The organism is Variovorax durovernensis, from assembly GCF_977011995.1.
This window is the reverse complement of sequence record NZ_CDRNCW010000001.1, coordinates 6,028,299-6,044,033: the sequence shown is the minus strand read 5'-3', so window position 1 is coordinate 6,044,033 and position 15,735 is coordinate 6,028,299. Positions and strand designations below refer to the sequence as shown.

13 protein-coding genes are annotated in these 15,735 nt (G+C 68.9%); all 13 read right to left on the bottom strand.

Features of this window, described 5'->3' with window-relative positions:
* Positions 1-5 precede the first annotated feature (5 nt).
* The gene (locus tag ACWV14_RS28595) at positions 6-710 is read right to left on the bottom strand and encodes an aspartate/glutamate racemase family protein (protein ID WP_454912806.1); all 705 of its coding nucleotides are present in this window, start codon (positions 708-710) and stop codon (positions 6-8) included.
* Between the two features lie 53 nt (positions 711-763).
* A complete protein-coding gene (locus ACWV14_RS28590; protein WP_422088458.1) occupies positions 764-1,558 on the bottom strand; it encodes an ABC transporter permease in 795 nt (264 codons plus the stop codon).
* Positions 1,555-2,172: an ABC transporter ATP-binding protein gene (locus ACWV14_RS28585; protein ID WP_454905010.1), complete on the bottom strand. Its 618-nt coding sequence runs from the start codon at positions 2,170-2,172 to the stop codon at positions 1,555-1,557. Before ACWV14_RS28585 ends, ACWV14_RS28590 begins: the two co-directional genes overlap by 4 nt.
* A gap of 109 nt (positions 2,173-2,281) precedes the next feature.
* Positions 2,282-4,639 (bottom strand): TonB-dependent receptor, encoded by a 2,358-nt coding sequence (locus ACWV14_RS28580; RefSeq protein WP_454905008.1) that lies wholly within the window; start codon positions 4,637-4,639, stop codon positions 2,282-2,284.
* A 235-nt stretch (positions 4,640-4,874) separates the two neighbouring features.
* Positions 4,875-6,263: a coniferyl aldehyde dehydrogenase gene (locus ACWV14_RS28575; RefSeq protein WP_454905006.1), complete on the bottom strand. Its 1,389-nt coding sequence runs from the start codon at positions 6,261-6,263 to the stop codon at positions 4,875-4,877.
* Between the two features lie 139 nt (positions 6,264-6,402).
* Complete coding sequence (locus ACWV14_RS28570; RefSeq protein ID WP_454905004.1) at positions 6,403-7,077, bottom strand: DUF2894 domain-containing protein; 675 nt, start codon at positions 7,075-7,077, stop codon at positions 6,403-6,405.
* Positions 7,070-7,729 carry an OmpA family protein gene (locus tag ACWV14_RS28565; RefSeq protein WP_454905002.1) on the bottom strand — a complete coding sequence of 220 codons (660 nt, stop codon included), beginning with the start codon at positions 7,727-7,729 and terminating at the stop codon, positions 7,070-7,072. Before ACWV14_RS28565 ends, ACWV14_RS28570 begins: the two co-directional genes overlap by 8 nt.
* Positions 7,729-10,242: a DUF802 domain-containing protein gene (locus ACWV14_RS28560; RefSeq protein ID WP_454905000.1), complete on the bottom strand. Its 2,514-nt coding sequence runs from the start codon at positions 10,240-10,242 to the stop codon at positions 7,729-7,731. Before ACWV14_RS28560 ends, ACWV14_RS28565 begins: the two co-directional genes overlap by 1 nt.
* 1 nt (position 10,243) lies before the next feature.
* Positions 10,244-11,017 (bottom strand): DUF3348 domain-containing protein, encoded by a 774-nt coding sequence (locus tag ACWV14_RS28555; RefSeq protein ID WP_454906105.1) that lies wholly within the window; start codon positions 11,015-11,017, stop codon positions 10,244-10,246.
* Between the two features lie 87 nt (positions 11,018-11,104).
* Complete coding sequence (gene nadE / locus ACWV14_RS28550) at positions 11,105-11,962, bottom strand: ammonia-dependent NAD(+) synthetase (protein WP_454904998.1); 858 nt, start codon at positions 11,960-11,962, stop codon at positions 11,105-11,107.
* A gap of 25 nt (positions 11,963-11,987) precedes the next feature.
* On the bottom strand, positions 11,988-13,157 hold the full coding sequence (locus tag ACWV14_RS28545; RefSeq protein ID WP_454904996.1) for a phospholipase A: 1,170 nt from the start codon (positions 13,155-13,157) through the stop codon (positions 11,988-11,990).
* On the bottom strand, positions 13,154-13,633 hold the full coding sequence (locus ACWV14_RS28540; RefSeq protein WP_454904994.1) for a hypothetical protein: 480 nt from the start codon (positions 13,631-13,633) through the stop codon (positions 13,154-13,156). The genes ACWV14_RS28545 and ACWV14_RS28540 overlap by 4 nt, the downstream gene beginning before the upstream one ends.
* Positions 13,630-15,732, bottom strand: a complete 2,103-nt coding sequence (locus tag ACWV14_RS28535; RefSeq protein WP_454904993.1) for an ATP-dependent helicase — start codon at positions 15,730-15,732, stop codon at positions 13,630-13,632. The genes ACWV14_RS28540 and ACWV14_RS28535 overlap by 4 nt, the downstream gene beginning before the upstream one ends.
* Positions 15,733-15,735: the final 3 nt, after the last annotated feature.

Below are 15,735 nucleotides of genomic sequence, written 5' to 3'. Positions count from 1 at the left end.
CGTGTTCAGCCCGCCGTGGCGCGGCGCAGCGCCGCATGCGCGAGCAGGCGCGTCGAGTCGAGCGTGGGCAGCGCGGAGTTGCCGTCGTTCAGCACCAGCGGCAGCTCGGTGCAGCCGAGCGCGACGGCATCGCAGCCGCGCGCCTTCAGCGCTTCGATCATCTGCTGGAGCACCGCCGTCGACTCGGGGCGGAACACGCCGCACACCAGCTCGTCCATGATGATGCGGCCGACTTCGGCGCGCTCCGCGGCATCGAGCCGCACGGCGACGAGGCCCGCGTCGGACAGCGCCTGCGGATAAACCTCGCTGTCGACCAGCCATCGCGTGCCCAGCACGCCCACGCGGCGAAAGCCGCGCGACGCAGCTTCCGCCGCCACCACTTCGGCGATGTGCAGCCACGGCAGCGGCGATTGCGGCAGCACGCGGTGCATCGCCTGGTGGATCGTGTTGTCGGGGCAGATCAGGAAGTCGGCGCCGGCCGCCGCGAGCTTGCGCGCGGAGGACAGCATCAGTTGCGCCACGCCGTCGATGTCGCCGCGGTCGAGGCAGTCGACATAACTGGCGAGCGAGTGCGTGTGCACCGAGACCTCCGGGTGCGCATGCGGCTGCCCGAGGTAGCGCGCGCCTTCCACGCACAGCGTGCGATAGCAGAGCGCCGCGCCTTCGGCCGAGCAGCCGACCACGCCGATGTGCAAAGTGTCGAGAGCCATCTTGTCTCCAGAAAAGCGGTAAGAAATACAGGGAAGCAGTTTCGCAGCTTGCCTCAGCCCAGGCGGTCGGAGCGCAGCCGCTGGCGGTCGTCGGTCATCGAGCGCGCCGCCATGTAGACCGAGCCCGCCGCCGCCAGGCCGCCCGCGCCGGTCAGCAGGAACAGCAGCAGGATCTGGTACTTGGCGGCCTCCACCGGGTCCATGCCGGCCAGCAACTGGCCGGTCATGATGCCGGGCAGGGTGATGACGCCGGCGGCCGACATCTGGTTGATGATCGGGATCATCCCGCGCCGTATCGACGAGCGCGTGAGTTCCGACAGCGCCTCGTGGATGGTCGCGCCCAGCGCCAGTTGCGCCTCGATGCGCGCGCGCCCGGTGGTCACGCCCTCGAAGAAGCTGTCCAGGCCCAGGCTCGCGGAATTGAGCACGCTGCCCAGCACGATGCCCATGAGCGGTATTGCATAGCGCGGGTCGTACCAGGGCTGCGGGCGGATCGCTGTCATGAGCGCCAGCACCACGGTCGCCACGCTCGATATGCCCACGGCCGCCGCGCCGATGCGGAAGTTGCCGCCGCGCGCCAGCCGGTGCGCGGGGCGCACCGCCACCTCGCGGGCCGCGGCAAGGATCATCAGCACGACGATGGTGAGCGTGACCGCCGGCGACGCCGCGCTGAACACGAAGCGCAGCACCAGCCCCACCAGCAGCAGCTGCACGACCATGCGCGCCGCCGCCCACAGCACCTGGCGGTGCAGCCGCAGGTGCAGCGCCAGCGAGGCGCCGGCGTTCAGCAGCACCAGCAGCGTGGCCAGCATCAGGTCGGTGGCGTCGAGGTGGATGGTGGCGTTCATGCCGCGCTCCTCAACTGGCCGTCGGCCATCTCGAAGCGTCGCTGGCCGATGCGCGCGGCCTGTTCGCGCGAGTGCGTGACGATCAGGATCGTCAGGCCCTGCGCCAGCCGGCGGGCCAGCAGTGCCTCGACGACCAGCGTCGATTCGGTGTCGAGCGATGCGGTGGGCTCGTCCAGCAGCAGCACCGCGGGCTCGCGCGCGAGCGAACGCAGCAGCGCCAGGCGCTGGCGCTCGCCGGTCGAGAGGCGGGGAATCTCGGTGTCGAGCAGGGCGGGGGAGAGGCCGATTTCTTCCATCCAGCCGCCCAGCCTTTCGTGGGTGGCGTCGGGAAAATGCGCGGCCACGGTGGGCGCCCACCATGCGGGCTCCGCCGCCTGGTAGACGACGCGCCGGCGCCATTGGGGGCCGCTCAGTGCCTTGCGTTCGATGCCGTCGAGGGTGACGGTGCCTTCACCTGGGTCGAGGTCTGCCACCAGCCGCAGGAACACGCTCTTGCCGGAGCCCGACTTGCCGAGGATGCAGATGCATTCGCCGCGCGCGGCGCTCAGGTCGATGGCGCCGGCGCCGCGCGTGCGCAGGTTCCTGATCTGCAGGAAGGGGAGGTCTTGTTCCATCGTGCGGTCGCCGGAGCCATCCATGGCCGGCGCTTGCCGCCGAGTATGAATGCTCCGGACCAGACCGGCACGAGGAACGGAAGGGCGCCCGTTGGCGCCCTGTGCCGCGTCAGAACGAGAACGACGCTGTCAGCGAGGCCGAGCGGCCCGCGCCCACGGTCGCGTAGTGCGACGCATAGGCCTTGTCGAAGTAGTACTTGTTGGTCAGGTTCTGGACGTTCAGCTGCAGGCTGAGGTTCTTGTTGACCACGTAGCTCACCATCGCGTCGTACTTCACGTACGACGGAATCCACTTCGTGTTGTTGACGTTGCCGTACTGCTTGCTCACGTAGGTGGCGCCGCCGCCGATGGTGAGGCCGGGCATCACCGTGTAGGTGGTCCACAGCGTCGCGCTGTCCTTCGGCGTGTTCGGGAACATGTTGCCGTTGAACGGCGAGGCGACGTACGTCGTGCCCGACAGCGTGTAGCCGTTGTCCGTGAGCTTGGCGTTCAGGTGCGTGTAGCCGCCGAACACCTGCCAGTCGCGGGTGATGCTGCCGGCCACGCCGAACTCGATGCCTTCCACGCGCTTCTTGCCGACGTTCTGCGTCGAGCCGTCGGCCGCGACGACGCGGGCGTTCTTCATGTCGGTGCGGAAGATCGCCGAGGTCAGCACCAGGCGGCGGTCCAGCACTTCCCACTTGGTGCCGAGTTCGAGGCTGCGGCTTTCCTGCGGCTTCAGGTTGCGGATGGCGGCGCTGATGCCGTCGGCGCCGTCACCGCCGTCGGTGCCGGGCGGCGTCGACGAGGTTCCGTAGGACAAGTAGATGCTGCCGTTGGGCGCCGGCTTGTAGACCGCGCCGACCTGGTAGTTCAGGAACGAGGCCTTGTTCTCCAGCTCGATGCCCGGGACCATGCGGCCGGCGGCCACGGCCACGCTGGTGGAGCCGCTCAGGGCGCTGCTGGGCACCGAGGCCGTGGTCGCGATCGGCGCGATGTAGGCAGGCGTGACCGCGCGCGTCTTGTAGTCGTCCCAGCGCAGGCCGAGGTTCAGCGACCACTGCGGGTTGAACTCGATGGTGTCGAAGGCGTAGACCGAACTGGTGGTGGTCTTCACTTCGGTCACCGCCGGCGACCTGGTGATGGCGCCGTTCCACGGGTCGTATGGCGTCGGGCTGAGCGCCGAAGTGCAGTTGAAGCTGCTGCGGATGCCCGAGCCCACGGCGCAGTTCAGGCCGCTCACGCCAGTGCGCGGGTACGACTCGAAGCCGGTCTTCGCGTCCTGCAGGAACAGGTAGTTGCCCTTGGTGGTGGCTTCCTTGCCCAGCTCGATGCCGGTGGTGAAGCTGTGCTTGATGCCGGCCGTCTCGAACTTGCCCGTCAGGCTGGTCTGGTTGACCAGCGACTCGGAGTCGGACGCTCGGTTATTGGGCCGGCGCCAGACGTTGCCGTTGACCAGGAAGTTGCCGCGGCTGTCGTCGGGCTGGGACCAGATGTAGTCGTTGGTCGAGGTGCTCGAGCGCGTGACGTTGCGCAACACCAGGCCGCCGCCGAAGTCGTGCTTCACGTCGACGGTGCCGGCGTCGACCTTGGTGCGCTGGTAGTCGCGGCCCACCAGGCCGTAGTAGGTGCCGCGCGGCACCGAGATGGGCTGGCCGTCGCCGTTGCGGTTCAGGTTGGCACCCGAGGTGAACGGGTTGTTGAAGGGGATGCCCGAGTCGGGCAGGTCGTCGGTCTCGTAGTGGTAGTAGCTCAGCGTGACCTGTGTTGGCGAGTTCATGCCGAAGGTCACGCTCGGCGCCACGCCCCAGCGCTTGACGTTGACCGGACCGCGCCCGGCGATGTCCGACTTGAAGTTCATCAGGTTCAGGCGGGCCGCGACGCTGTCGGAGATCTTGCGGTTGATGTCCAGCGTCTCGCGCTGGTAGGAATCGGTGCCCAGGCCGATGGTGCCGCTGAAGAAGTTCTCGGCTTGCGGCGCCTTGCTGATGATGTTCACCGAGCCGCCGGCCGAGCCGCGGCCGCCGAACGCGGAGCTCGGGCCCTTCACGACCTCGACCGATTCCACGTTGAAGATTTCGCGCGTCTGCGCCGCGCCGTCGCGCAAGCCGTCCACGTAGGTGTCGCTTTGCGCGTCGAAGCCGCGGATGAAGGGGCGGTCGCCCACGGGGTTGCCGCCTTCTCCCGCGCCGAAGGTGATGCCGGGCGTGGTGCGCAGCGCGTCGACCAGCGTGGTCGCGCCGGTCTGGCGGATCACTTCCTGCGGGATGACGGTGATCGACTTGGGCGTGTCCAGCAGCGGGGCCGTGAACTTGGGCGAGGCCGATTTTTCAACCTTGTAGTCGGTCGAGGCTTCGACGCGGACTTCGTTCAGCGTGCCCTGGGCATGCGCGGACACCGAGCTGATGGCGACCAGTGTGGCGGTGGTGGCCATGCGGCCAGAAAGGTAACGCGCAGGCGGGTGCTTGCGGCTTTTGACGTAGGTCATATTCCTCCGGGAGTTGTTGTGGGCCGTGTCTCTTGCTTGGCCGTCCCGGGCGGATGCCGGATCGGCTGCACGCGGCGTTCTCACGGTGGAGGAACGTGCGTCACGACCCCGCGAATGATAATGACTCGCAATACTATCTAGGCCGAAACTTTACCTTTGGTATGCAATACGCCGGGAACTTTGTCTCGATATTGCGACATATAGCCGTCACATCGGACGACGAGCCGCCGGTAGTTCAGCGCACCAGCAGCTTCATCATCCGCGCGAAGGTCTTGCCGTAGGGCGGCCTGAACAGCCCAGCGCCGTTGAACGCCGACTGCCTGAAGATCGGCTTCAGCTTGGAGAAGGTCTCGAAGCCGTACTCCCCGTGGTACGCGCCCATGCCGCTCGCGCCGACGCCGCCGAAGGGCAGGTCGTCCTGCGCGATGTGCAGCAGCGTGTCGTTGATGGACACGCCGCCCGATACGGTCTGGCGCATCACCTGGTCGATGGTCGCGCCGTTCTTCTCGAACAGGTAGAGCGCGAGCGGGCGCGGATGCGCGTTGACGTAGGCGATGGCTTCGTCGATGCCGCCGTAGGGCAGCACCGGCAGCAGCGGGCCGAAGATCTCTTCTCGCATCACCCGCATGCCGTCGTTCACGCCGGTCAGCAGCACCGGTGGAAAGCGGCGCGTGGCTGCATCGGGCGCGGTGTCGGACAGCGGCACGGCCGCGGCGCCTTCCTGCTGAGCGGTGGCCGCCAGCTCCTGCAGCCGCGCGAAGTGGCGCGGGCTCACGATGCTGGTGTAGTCGGTGTTGCCGCTGCCCAGGTCGGGGTACATCGATGCGAACACGCGTCGCGCGCTGTCGGCAAAGCGCTGCTGCTGGCCTTCGGGCACCAGCACGTAGTCGGGCGCGATGCAGGTCTGGCCCGCGTTCAGCGTCTTGCCGACGAGGATGCGTTCCACCGCCTTGTCGAAGTCGGCCCCGGGCCCGATGATCGCCGGCGACTTGCCGCCCAGCTCCAGCGTCACCGGCGTGAGGTTGTCGCTGGCCGCGCGCATCACGTGGTGGCCCACGGCGGTCGAGCCGGTGAAGAGCAGGTGGTCGAAGGGCAGGGCGGAGAACTCGCGCGCTGCCTCGGCGTCGCCGTTGACCACGGCGATCTCGTCGGGCGCGAAGGCCTTGGCCACCAGGGCCGCGAACAGCTCGGCGAAGCGCGGCGTGAACTCCGACTGCTTCACCATCACGCGGTTGCCTGCCGCCAGCGCGGCCGTCATGGGCCCCACGGCCAGGTTCAGCGGGTAGTTCCACGGCACCACGATGCCGACCACGCCCAGCGGCTGCGGCATGATCTTCGACGACGCGGGCTTGAACCACAGGCCGGTGGAGCGCCTGCGCACCCGCATCCAGTGCTTGCCGTGGCGCAGCGCGTGGGCGATGCCCTCGAGCGCCGGAAACACCTCGGCAAGCTCGGTCTCCTGGAACGCGCGGTTGTGGAAGTCGGCGCTGATGGCGGCGGCGATCTGCCCGCGGTTGTCCTTCACCAGCGCGCGCAGCCGCTGCAGGCGGTCGGCGCGTTCGGGCCACGGCGGCGTCTGGGCGCGCAGGCTGGCGGCACGCATGGCGTCGAAGGTCTGTCGCATGTCTTGTCTCATGGGTCCTCGCGTGGGTTCTGCCCGGGTGTCGATGCACCGGCCCGCGATCTTGCACTTTGCCGCCGCGCCGGTCATGTTCTCCCGGTCGGCACTGTGCCCGAGATTGCCGGCGAAAGCATCTGCCGCGTCAGCCGGCCTTGCCAGCGCGAGCCGTCTTCCTGCCGCCGGCTTCGGCGCGCGTGGTGCTCGCGGCGGCCGAGGCGCTGGCGCTGTTTGCCTGCTCGACCCACGACAAGGTGTCGACGTACGACATGAAGTGGTTCAGGTACTCCGGCGACAGGTCGCGCATCAGCGTGAGCGCGCGGTGCACCAGGTGGTGCGAGTTGAGCGGCCCCGCGTTCTCCGGCACCTTGGCCAGCGACTGCGTGAGCCGCAGGTCGGCGCTGAGCTTCGACCAGGTGCTGCGGAAGTAGCGCAGCGTCTTCAGCTCGAGGGCGGGCGACTGGCCGGGCGCGGCGTCGGCGGGCACCGCCTGCATGCCGGCGGGGAGGGGAGAGTTCTGGGCGGCGTGATCGACCAGTTCCGCGAGGGCGCTGCGTTCGCGCGGCTGTTGCTGCTGCGCATCCTGCGGCCCGTCCGCTGCTGCCGCCCGGGCGCTCTCCATGTCCTTGCCGTACGCAGCGAGCAGCGTGGACACGCGCTCGTCGAGCAGGCGGCGGGCCTCGCCCTCGTGCCTGTCCGCGCGCCGGGCCAGTGCCTCGATGAAGCGGAAGCGCACCGGGTCGAAGCGGTGGTCGCCGCGCGCGATCCACGCCTCGACCGCCGCCACGTTGCCGGCGATGACAGCCTCTTCGCTACTCACGGGGCTTGGCGTTGGAGGTGCTGGCGGAAGACGGCCGCGGCGTCGGCGCCATCTCCACGCGCCGGTTCTTCGAGCGCCCCTCGGCATCGGCGTTCGACGCCACCGCCTGCTCGGAGCCGAAGGCCGCGGCGAACACCGACGACGAGGGCATGCCTTCCTCGATCAACGCGCGCGTCACCGTGAGCGCGCGCTGGGCCGACAGCTCCCAGTTGTCAGCGAAGCGGCGCGCGTCGCCGCGCATCTGCCGGTCGTCGGTGAAGCCGCTGACCATCAGGATCTCGTCGCGGCTGCCCAGGTAGGCGGCCAGCGGCGCCGACAGGCTCCTGAGCAACTGCCGCCCCTCGGGCTGCAGGTCGGCGGAATTGAAGGCGAACAGCACATTGCCGCTGATGCCGATGCGGCCGTTGTTCAGCGTCACGCGGCCGGCCGCGAGCGGGCCTGCCAGCGCCTGTTCGAGCTGCTCGCGGCGCTGCGCCTCGGCGCGCCGCTGCTGCACCTCGGTCTCCAGCTTGGACGCAAGCTCCATCTGCATGCCCAGCGCGCACACCAGGATCAGCACGAATGCGCCGAGCAGCCCCGACATCAGGTCGCCGAAGACGGCCCACACCGGCACGCCCGGCTCCAGGCCGCTTTCGTCGATGTCGTCGCGCATCACGCCTCGCTGCCCACCGCGGCCTGCCGGCTGGCGAGCTGCTGCAGGTCTTCGACGATCTGCTTCTGCGACATGATGCTCAGGTCGATGACCTCGCGCGCCTGCGCCACGTAATAGGCCAGCTGTTCGTCGCTGCGCGCGATCGACTTGCCGAGCGCGGCTTCGATGCGCTGCAGCTGCGCGCCCATCTTGTCGTTCGACTGGCTGAACAGCTGTACCGCCAGGCCGAAGGCCTCGCCCATGCTCGCCACCTCGGCCGCGCCGCCGGTGATCTGCGCGGCAATGCCGGTCATCTTGCCGGTCTCGGCCTCGACCTGTTCGGTGAAGCGGCCGCCCACGCGTTCCAGCACGTCGGCCGATGCCGCCACCAGCGAATCGACCGCCGCACGCTGCTCGGTGGAGGCGTGGTTCACCGCGTCGAGCAGGGTCGAAAGCGTTTCGAGGATGCGGCTGCGTTCTTCCAGCATCGCGTTGTCGCGCGCCATGCTGTCCGACAGCTTCTGGCGCAACTCGGCGACCACTTCGGCCGCCGCGCGCGGTGCCTCGGAGGCGGCCTGCAGCAGCTGGGCGATCTCGGCGATGGTGGCCTTGGCGTGCGCGTCGGTCTGCGACGACATCTCGCGCGCGGTCTGTGCCACCTGCTCGAGCAACTCGTGCTGCCGGCTCGCGGACTGCGCGCCGGCCTGCTGCCATTCTTCCTTCAGCGAGTCGGCCATCGATGCGAGCGACTGCGTCCATGCGGAGAGGCGCTGCTCGTCGCGCGACGAAATCTGCGAAATGGCGTCGAGCAGTTGCTGCTGCTGGCCGGTGGTATGGGCGCCGGCCTGCTGCCACTCTTCCTTGAGCGCTGCCGCCATCGCCGTCAGCGACTGCGTCCATGCCGAGAGGCGTTGTTCGTCGCGCGACGAAATCTGCGAAATCGAATCGAGCAGTTGCTGTTGCTGGCCCGCCGCATGCACGCCGGCCTGCTGCCATTCTTCCCTGAGCGCTGCGGCCATCGCAGCCAGCGATTGCGTCCACGCAGCCAGCTTCTGCTCGTCACGCGTCGACACCTGCGAGATCGTGTCGAGCAAGTGCTGCTGCTGGCCTGCCGCATAGGTGCCGGCCTGTTGCCATTCGTCCTTCAGCCCTGCCGCCATTGCCGCCAGCGATTGCGTCCACACGGCCAGCCGCTGTTCGTCGCGCGCCGCGATGTCGGTCTGCAGCTCGGCATGCGCCTGGCCCACTGTGCGCAGCAGCGAGGCCGAGTGCTGTTCGAAGGTGGCGGCGGCGGTGGTCAGCGCCTGCTGCGAATCGGCCGAGAGCTTCTCGCTCACGCGCTGGTGTTCGGCGAGCGCGCCGCTCCAGGTTTGCGAGACGCTGCCCACGGTGCGTTCGAGCTGCGCGGCAACCTTGTCGACCAGCGCGGCCGAGCGCTGCGCGAAGGTTTCGGCGAAGCGGTCGTGCGAGCCGCGCACTTCGCCGGAGAGGGCTTCGCTCGTCTGCCGGTGCTCGGCCAGTGCGGCCTGCCAGGTGTCGGCCACGCCGGCCGTGGTGGCCGCGAAGCGGCTCGACAAGCCTTCGAGCTGCTGCTGCACGGTCTGCGAGAGCGTGCCGTGCAATGCGGCGGTCTCGCGCGCGATGGCGGCCATGGTTGCCTCGACCACCGGCTGGATCGCCGCGCCGGCGATGCGCGCGCTCTCGGTCAGGCTCTGGCGCAGCGACTGGTCGACGGAAGTGGCGAGGCCGGCGTACACCGCCTCGGCCTTGCCGTGGAAGCTGTCCTGGCTGCTGATGAGGCGGTCGTTCTGCGCCTGGCTCTGCTGTGCCAGCGCAGCCATCATGGCCTGCAGCTGGCCGACCAGCTCGGGCATGGCCAGCGCCTGCTGCTGCAGCAGCTTGAACGATTCCTCGCGCTGGTGGACCTGCGAGAACACGCGCAGCGTGGTCGCGATCTTGCTGTCGAGCAGTTGCCCGGCCTGCAGCCGCTCGCGCCGGCACAGCGCCGACATGAGGCCCAGCATCGCCGAGGCGGCCACGCCCGCCACCGAGGTACCGAAGGCCAGCCCCAGGCCCTTCACCGGCGCGGAGAGCGACGAGCGCACGGCCTGCAGGTCGGTCGCGCTGTCGAGCGCAAGGCCGGTGCCGTTGAGCGTGACCACCATGCCCAGGAAGGTGCCGAGCATGCCCAGCAGCACGAGGAAGCCGGCCAGGTAGGGCGTGAGGGCGGGGCCGGGCAGGCCGACGCGCTCGCCCTCGATGCGCAGGCGCACCGCGTTCTGCAGCGATGCGGGCAGGCGGGAGAGCCAGGCGCCGAGGCTGGCGGGCGCTTCGGACAGTTCGGCCACGGCGCGCGACAGGGTGTCGGTGGCCTGCTGGAAACGGCGCAGTTCGAGCGCGCCCATCAGGTAGAACGCGGCGACGAGCGCGGTGACGCCCAGCGCCAGCGGGTTCGCGCCGACGTAGCCGACGCCGACCCAGCCCACGACGGCCAAGCCCGCGACGAAGACAGCGTGAGGAAGAAATCTGGTCATGTCAGCCTGGTTGCTTCATGCGAAGGGCTTCGAGCAGCCCTTCGACCGGTTGAAATCGAAAGTCCAGTTCGGCGAGCAGCACGTCCTGGAGGTCTTTGTGGAACACGTCCTGCCACGCGGGCGCGGGGCGGGTTCCGCTGCCGGAGGGTTGGTCCGGCGTTGTCTGATCGGCTGCCCGTTCTGCGGCCCGTTCTGCGGCCTGATCTGCGGCCTGATCGGCCTGGGCCTCTCGCGCCGCCTGCCGGAGGCGCTTGAAGCGCTTCTCCAGCAGCGCGGGCACGCCCGAGAGCAGGCTGCGTTCCTGCACGGCCAGCACCTGCTCCATCACCACGTCCACCGCCGCCAGCCTGGCCATGGCCTGCGAACGGCCTGCCAGCGTGGTCCGCAGGCGGCTGCGCAGCGGGCCGATGCCGGCTTCCATCGCCTGTTGCCGGGCCAGGTAGCGCTGGCGCAGCGGGGCGAAATCGGCTGTGGTGTCGGCGGGGTCTCCGCGCGGAGCCGCGCCGTCGGAGGCGATGGCCTTGGTCAGCGCCGCGCGCACGCGGGCGCACTCGGCTTCCTCGGCGCTTGAGGAGGCTTTTGCTTTGGAGAGAGAACTCGCCGGACCGGCGTTCAACGCTGCGGACAGCGAGATGTCGTCGGTCCAGCCGAACCACTGGCTCAGCCGCTCCGCGGTGGTCTGCCGGGGTTGCCCGACATCGCTGTCGGTCAGCCTGGAAAGCAAGCGCACGAGCGGCGAACCGGTGAAACCTGTGCGCCGTGACGCTTGCACCATTACCGTCAAATCGAAAAACCTAGCAGTCTACACCGGGCCCCTCCGGGCCCCTGTACGAGCGGCCCGGCCACAGAGTGGTCGCCAGCTTCAGCCGAGCGCGGCGGGGGCCGGGGGCTCGACGGGCAGGGCGCGCTTGTGTGCGCTCTTGCGGTGCGTGGACAGGATGATCGCGCGCGCCTCGGCCGACACCGGCTTGCCTTCGAGGAAATCGTCGATCTGCTCGTAGGTCACGCCGAAGGCGTCTTCGTCGGGCTTGCCGGGCACCAGCGATTCGAGGTCGGCCGTGGGCACCTTGTAGACCAGCGAATCGGGCGCGCCCAGCAGCTGAGCCACCGCGCGCACGCGGCGCTTGTTCAGCCCGGTGAGCGGCGTGATGTCGGCCGCGCCATCGCCGAACTTGGTGAAGAAGCCCATCAGCGCTTCGGCCGCGTGGTCGGTGCCGATGACGATGCCGTCGTGCGCGCCGGCCACCGCGAACTGCGCCACCATGCGCTCGCGCGCCTTGATGTTGCCGAGCACGAAGTCTTCATGCGCCGCGTCGCGGAAGCTCAGGTCACCGGCCTTCAGCGCGGCGAGCATGCCGTCGGCCGCTGGGCGGATGTCGACTGTGATGGTGCGGTCGGGCCGGATGACGGCGAGCGAGGCCTGCGCCTCGGCTTCGTCCTTCTGCACGCCGTAAGGCAGGCGCATGGCGATGAAGGTGGCGTCGTAGCCGGTGGCGCGCAGCTTTTCGACGGCGCGCTGCGCGAGGCAGCCGGCGGTCAGCGAATCGACGCCGCCGCTGATGCCCAGCACCAGCGTCTTCAGGCCGGTCTGCTTCAGGTAGCTCGCGAGAAAGTCGACGCGCTGTTCCAGCTCGCGGGCGGCGTCGAAGACGGCCGCGACATGCAGCGCCGCGATGATCTCGCGCTGCGTGGCGTCGACGGGGGTGAGGTCTGCGCTCATTGGTTTTGTCTGCGTATGAAAGAGGTCAGAAATCCACAAGACTGAGGCCGATGCTCAGGACGGTGCGCTTGCGGTTGTAGTCCACCAGCGTGTCGCCATAGCCCGAGAACAGCTGCGTGTGGAAGCGCAGGTTGCTCTTGGTCGGGTCGCCGATGGCCTTGAGCCACTCGAGGCGGATCGAGCCGCGGCCGCTGTCGCGCAGGTTGTTGCGCACGGTCACCGCCAGCTGGTTGTCGCGGTTGAGGTTCCAGCGGCCGGTGACTTCGGCACGGCCGATGTAGTCGGCGATGTCGGGGTTGTCGTCCTTGGCGGCGCTCTCGGCAATGCGCTTCCAGATGCGCCCGGTGATGGTGAAGCGGTCGTCCAGCTCCGCGCCGCCCATCAGGTAGACGCGGTTCCAGCTGCGCGACAGCGGCAGGCTCTGGCCGTTCGACTGGTGCACGATGCCCAGGCCCGAATAGCGCCAGCGCCAGCCGCCGGGCAGCTTGAAGTCGGTCGGGTAGACATACATCAGCTCGGGTTCGTGGTCGGTGGTGCGGAACGGGCGCGAGATGTCGCCGTTGAACAGCTGCCAGGTCGACTGCTGCGTGTAGGCGAACCACAGCGAGTCTTTCTTCACCGGGTCGCCCTGCGTGAGCAGGCCCTGGGCGAGCTTGGTGCGCACCGACAGGCCGATGCGCATTTCGTTGGCCTGGTAGGCGACGGGCTGGGCGGTGTGGTCGGGCGAAGGCGAGGTGGGCGTCTGCGGCTTCTTGGTGGCGGCCGAGACCGACACGTTGAGCGGGCGGTAGCCGCGGAAGCCGAAGGTGCCGCAGTCGGTGGCGTTCTCCAGCTCCCAGAAGCGCGACAGCGCCGAGTACTGGCGGTCGCGGCAGCCTTCGGTGGTGGCGACCGAGACCACGCGCGTGGCCGGGAGCGTTCCGTCGACCGGCGGCTGGGTGGTCGCGAGCACCGGCGGTGCCGCGGGCACTGCCGCCGCCGGCAGCGTCTGCTGCTGCGCCCAGCGGTCGAAGCAGGCCAGCCGTGCCTCGTTGTTGGCGCCCAGCGCGGCGCATTGCTGCCAGGTGAGCTGCGAATCGGCCAGCGGGCTCGCGGGCTTGTCGACGGCCTGCGCCTGAGCGCCGGCGGCACCGCCCAGGCAGGCGGCCAGTGCGGCCAGCTTGCGCAGCCGGATGTGGGGGCGTTTCGTCGTCATGGCTTTCTTTCCTCCTGGGCGGCGGTCTTGCTGAGCACGAACGGGTGGGTGCTTTCGTCCGTGGCGTCGCGCCACGTTCCTCTGAATTCGCGGCCGCAGGAGCCCTTCTGGAGCTTGCCGGACCAGACGCCGCTGATGGCGCGGCCGTCCTGCGATTCGTCGATGGAAAGCGCGCCCTCGTCGTCCACGTCGCCGGCCAGTTGCGCGACGCGCGCCCTGTCGGGGCCTGCGCCGTTGCGCGTGATGGTGCCGCGCACGCCGTCGTAGTCGGGGTGCTTGCCCAGCTGCACCACGGCCACCGCGGGCAGGCCGTCGAAGCGTGCTTCCCAGCGGCCGTAGAGCGACTGCAGCGGCAGGTCGCGCGCGTCGGCGGGGCAGTCGGGGTTGCCGCGCCCGATGGCGCAGCCCGACAGAGCGAGCACGGCGCACGCCAGCAGCGCGGCCGGCATCGCGGTCTTGAGTTTCGTCGTCTTCATGATGATGAGGCTGCGGCCGCCTTGGCCGCGCTGTCCTGTGCCTTGCGCGCGAACTCGGCGCGCAGCGCCTTGAGTTTCTCGCGCGGGTCTTCCCGGGTGGTGGCCTTGTCCAGGCCCATCTCGGCGATGAAGCGGCTGGGCACGCAGGGCACCATCTCGCGGCCCTGCTTGCGTTTCTTGGTCCAGCTCACCGCCAGGCTGCGCTGTGCGCGCGTGATGCCCACGTACATCAGGCGGCGCTCTTCCTGCAGCCTCTGCAGCGTGTCTTCGCTGACCTTCTGCTGGCGGCCGTTGTCGTCGTCGAGCTTGAAGGGCAAGAGGCCCTCGCTCACGCCGATCAGCATCACGTGCGGCCACTCGAGGCCCTTGGAGGCGTGCAGCGTCGAGAGCGTGACCACGTCCTGGTCCTGCTGGCGCTCGCTGATGGTGGAGAGCAGCGAGATGGTCTGCGCCACCTCGAGCAGGCTCTTGCGTTCGGTCTCGATGGTGTTGTCGGCGCCCGAGGTGTCGTCGATGGTGCCGCCTGCGCGCTGCGACATCCAGTCGACGAACTCCAGCACGTTGGTCCAGCGCGAGGCCGCGGCCGACTCGCTGTCCTCGCCGTCGTAGAGGTGCTTCTCGTAGTCGATCTCCTTCAGCCAGTCGAGCATGAAGGTGCGCGAGTCTTCCGCGCCCATGGTGCGGCGCGCGCGGTATTCCAGGTCGTTGATGTAGCGGCCGAACTCGTGGATGCCCTCCAGCGTGCGCTTGGGCATCACGCTGGGCAGCGACGGGCTGAACAGCGCCTCGAAAAGGCTCAGCTTGTACTGGCTGGCGAAGGTGCCCAGGCTCGCGAGCGTGGTGTGGCCGATGCCGCGCTTGGGCGTGGTGATGGCGCGCAGGAACGCCGGGTCGTCGTCGTTGTTGACCCACAGGCGGAACCAGCCGCACAGGTCCTTGATCTCGGCGCGGTCGAAGAAGCTCTGGCCGCCCGACACCTTGTACGGAATCTGCGCCTTGCGCAGCGCCTGCTCGAACACGCGCGCCTGGTGGTTTGCGCGGTACAGGATGGCGAAGTCGCGGTACTCCTTGTACTGCTTGCCCTGCGTGGTTGCGTCGCCCGCGCGCAGGCTGACGATGCGCGCCACGGCGCGCTCGGCCTCGTGCTGCTCGCTGTCGGCATCGACGATGCGCACCGGCTCGCCTTCGCCGAGTTCGGAGAACAGCGTCTTGGGAAACAGCTTGGGGTTGGGTCCGATCACGTTGTTGGCCGCGCGCAGGATGGCGCTGGTGGAGCGGTAGTTCTGCTCCAGCTTGATGACCTTGAGCGTCGGGTAGTCGACCGGCAGCTTGCGCAGGTTGTCCAGCGTGGCGCCGCGCCAGCCGTAGATCGACTGGTCGTCGTCGCCCACCGCGGTGAAGTGGCCGCGCTCGCCGGCCAGGGCCTTGAGCACTTCGTACTGGGTGGCGTTGGTGTCCTGGTATTCGTCCACCAGGATGTGGCCGAGCGCGGCCTGCCACTTGGCGCGCACCTCGGGGAATTCATACAGCAGCTTCAGCGGCATGCCGATCAGGTCGTCGAAGTCGACGCTCTGGTAGGCCTGCAGCCGCTCTTCGTAGTGGGCCATGATGCGCGCGGTGATGCGCTCGTTGTCGTCCACCGCGGCGGCCTCCGCCTGCTTGGCGTTCAGGCCCATGTTCTTCCACTTGCTGATGGTCCACTGCCAGATGCGCGCGGTGGCGATGTCGGTGGTGCCGCCGGCGTCCTTCAGGATCTTGGTGACGTCGTCGGAGTCCAGGATGCTGAAGGCCTTCTTCAGGCCCAGCACCGCGCCGTCCTCGCGCATCATGCGCACGCCCAGTGCGTGGAAGGTGCAGACCACGACCTTGCGCGCGTCCTTGCCGATCAGGTCCTTGGCGCGCTCGCGCATTTCCGCGGCCGCCTTGTTGGTGAAGGTGATGGCCGCGATCCGCTGGGGCTCGAGCCCCGACTGGATCAGGCGTCCGATCTTGTGAGTGATCACCCGCGTCTTGCCCGAGCCTGCGCCGGCGAGCACCAGGCAGGGACCGTACATGTAGTTGACCGCTTCGAGTTGCGCGGGATTGAGTCCGTGAGACATTGA

Excerpts from the sequence above, each read along its gene's own strand:
- ACWV14_RS28595 (WP_454912806.1), bottom strand. The coding sequence starts at position 710 with ATGGCTCTCGACACTTTGCACATCGGCGTGGTCGGCTGCTCGGCCGAA.
- ACWV14_RS28590 (WP_422088458.1), bottom strand. The coding sequence starts at position 1,558 with ATGAACGCCACCATCCACCTCGACGCCACCGACCTGATGCTGGCCACG.
- ACWV14_RS28585 (WP_454905010.1), bottom strand. The coding sequence starts at position 2,172 with ATGGAACAAGACCTCCCCTTCCTGCAGATCAGGAACCTGCGCACGCGC.
- ACWV14_RS28580 (WP_454905008.1), bottom strand. The coding sequence starts at position 4,639 with ATGACCTACGTCAAAAGCCGCAAGCACCCGCCTGCGCGTTACCTTTCT.
- ACWV14_RS28575 (WP_454905006.1), bottom strand. The coding sequence starts at position 6,263 with ATGCGACAGACCTTCGACGCCATGCGTGCCGCCAGCCTGCGCGCCCAG.
- ACWV14_RS28565 (WP_454905002.1), bottom strand. The coding sequence starts at position 7,729 with ATGCGCGACGACATCGACGAAAGCGGCCTGGAGCCGGGCGTGCCGGTG.
- ACWV14_RS28560 (WP_454905000.1), bottom strand. The coding sequence starts at position 10,242 with ATGACCAGATTTCTTCCTCACGCTGTCTTCGTCGCGGGCTTGGCCGTC.
- ACWV14_RS28555 (WP_454906105.1), bottom strand. The coding sequence starts at position 11,017 with ATGGTGCAAGCGTCACGGCGCACAGGTTTCACCGGTTCGCCGCTCGTG.
- nadE (WP_454904998.1), bottom strand. The coding sequence starts at position 11,962 with ATGAGCGCAGACCTCACCCCCGTCGACGCCACGCAGCGCGAGATCATC.
- ACWV14_RS28545 (WP_454904996.1), bottom strand. The coding sequence starts at position 13,157 with ATGACGACGAAACGCCCCCACATCCGGCTGCGCAAGCTGGCCGCACTG.
- ACWV14_RS28540 (WP_454904994.1), bottom strand. The coding sequence starts at position 13,633 with ATGAAGACGACGAAACTCAAGACCGCGATGCCGGCCGCGCTGCTGGCG.
- ACWV14_RS28535 (WP_454904993.1), bottom strand. The coding sequence starts at position 15,732 with ATGTCTCACGGACTCAATCCCGCGCAACTCGAAGCGGTCAACTACATG.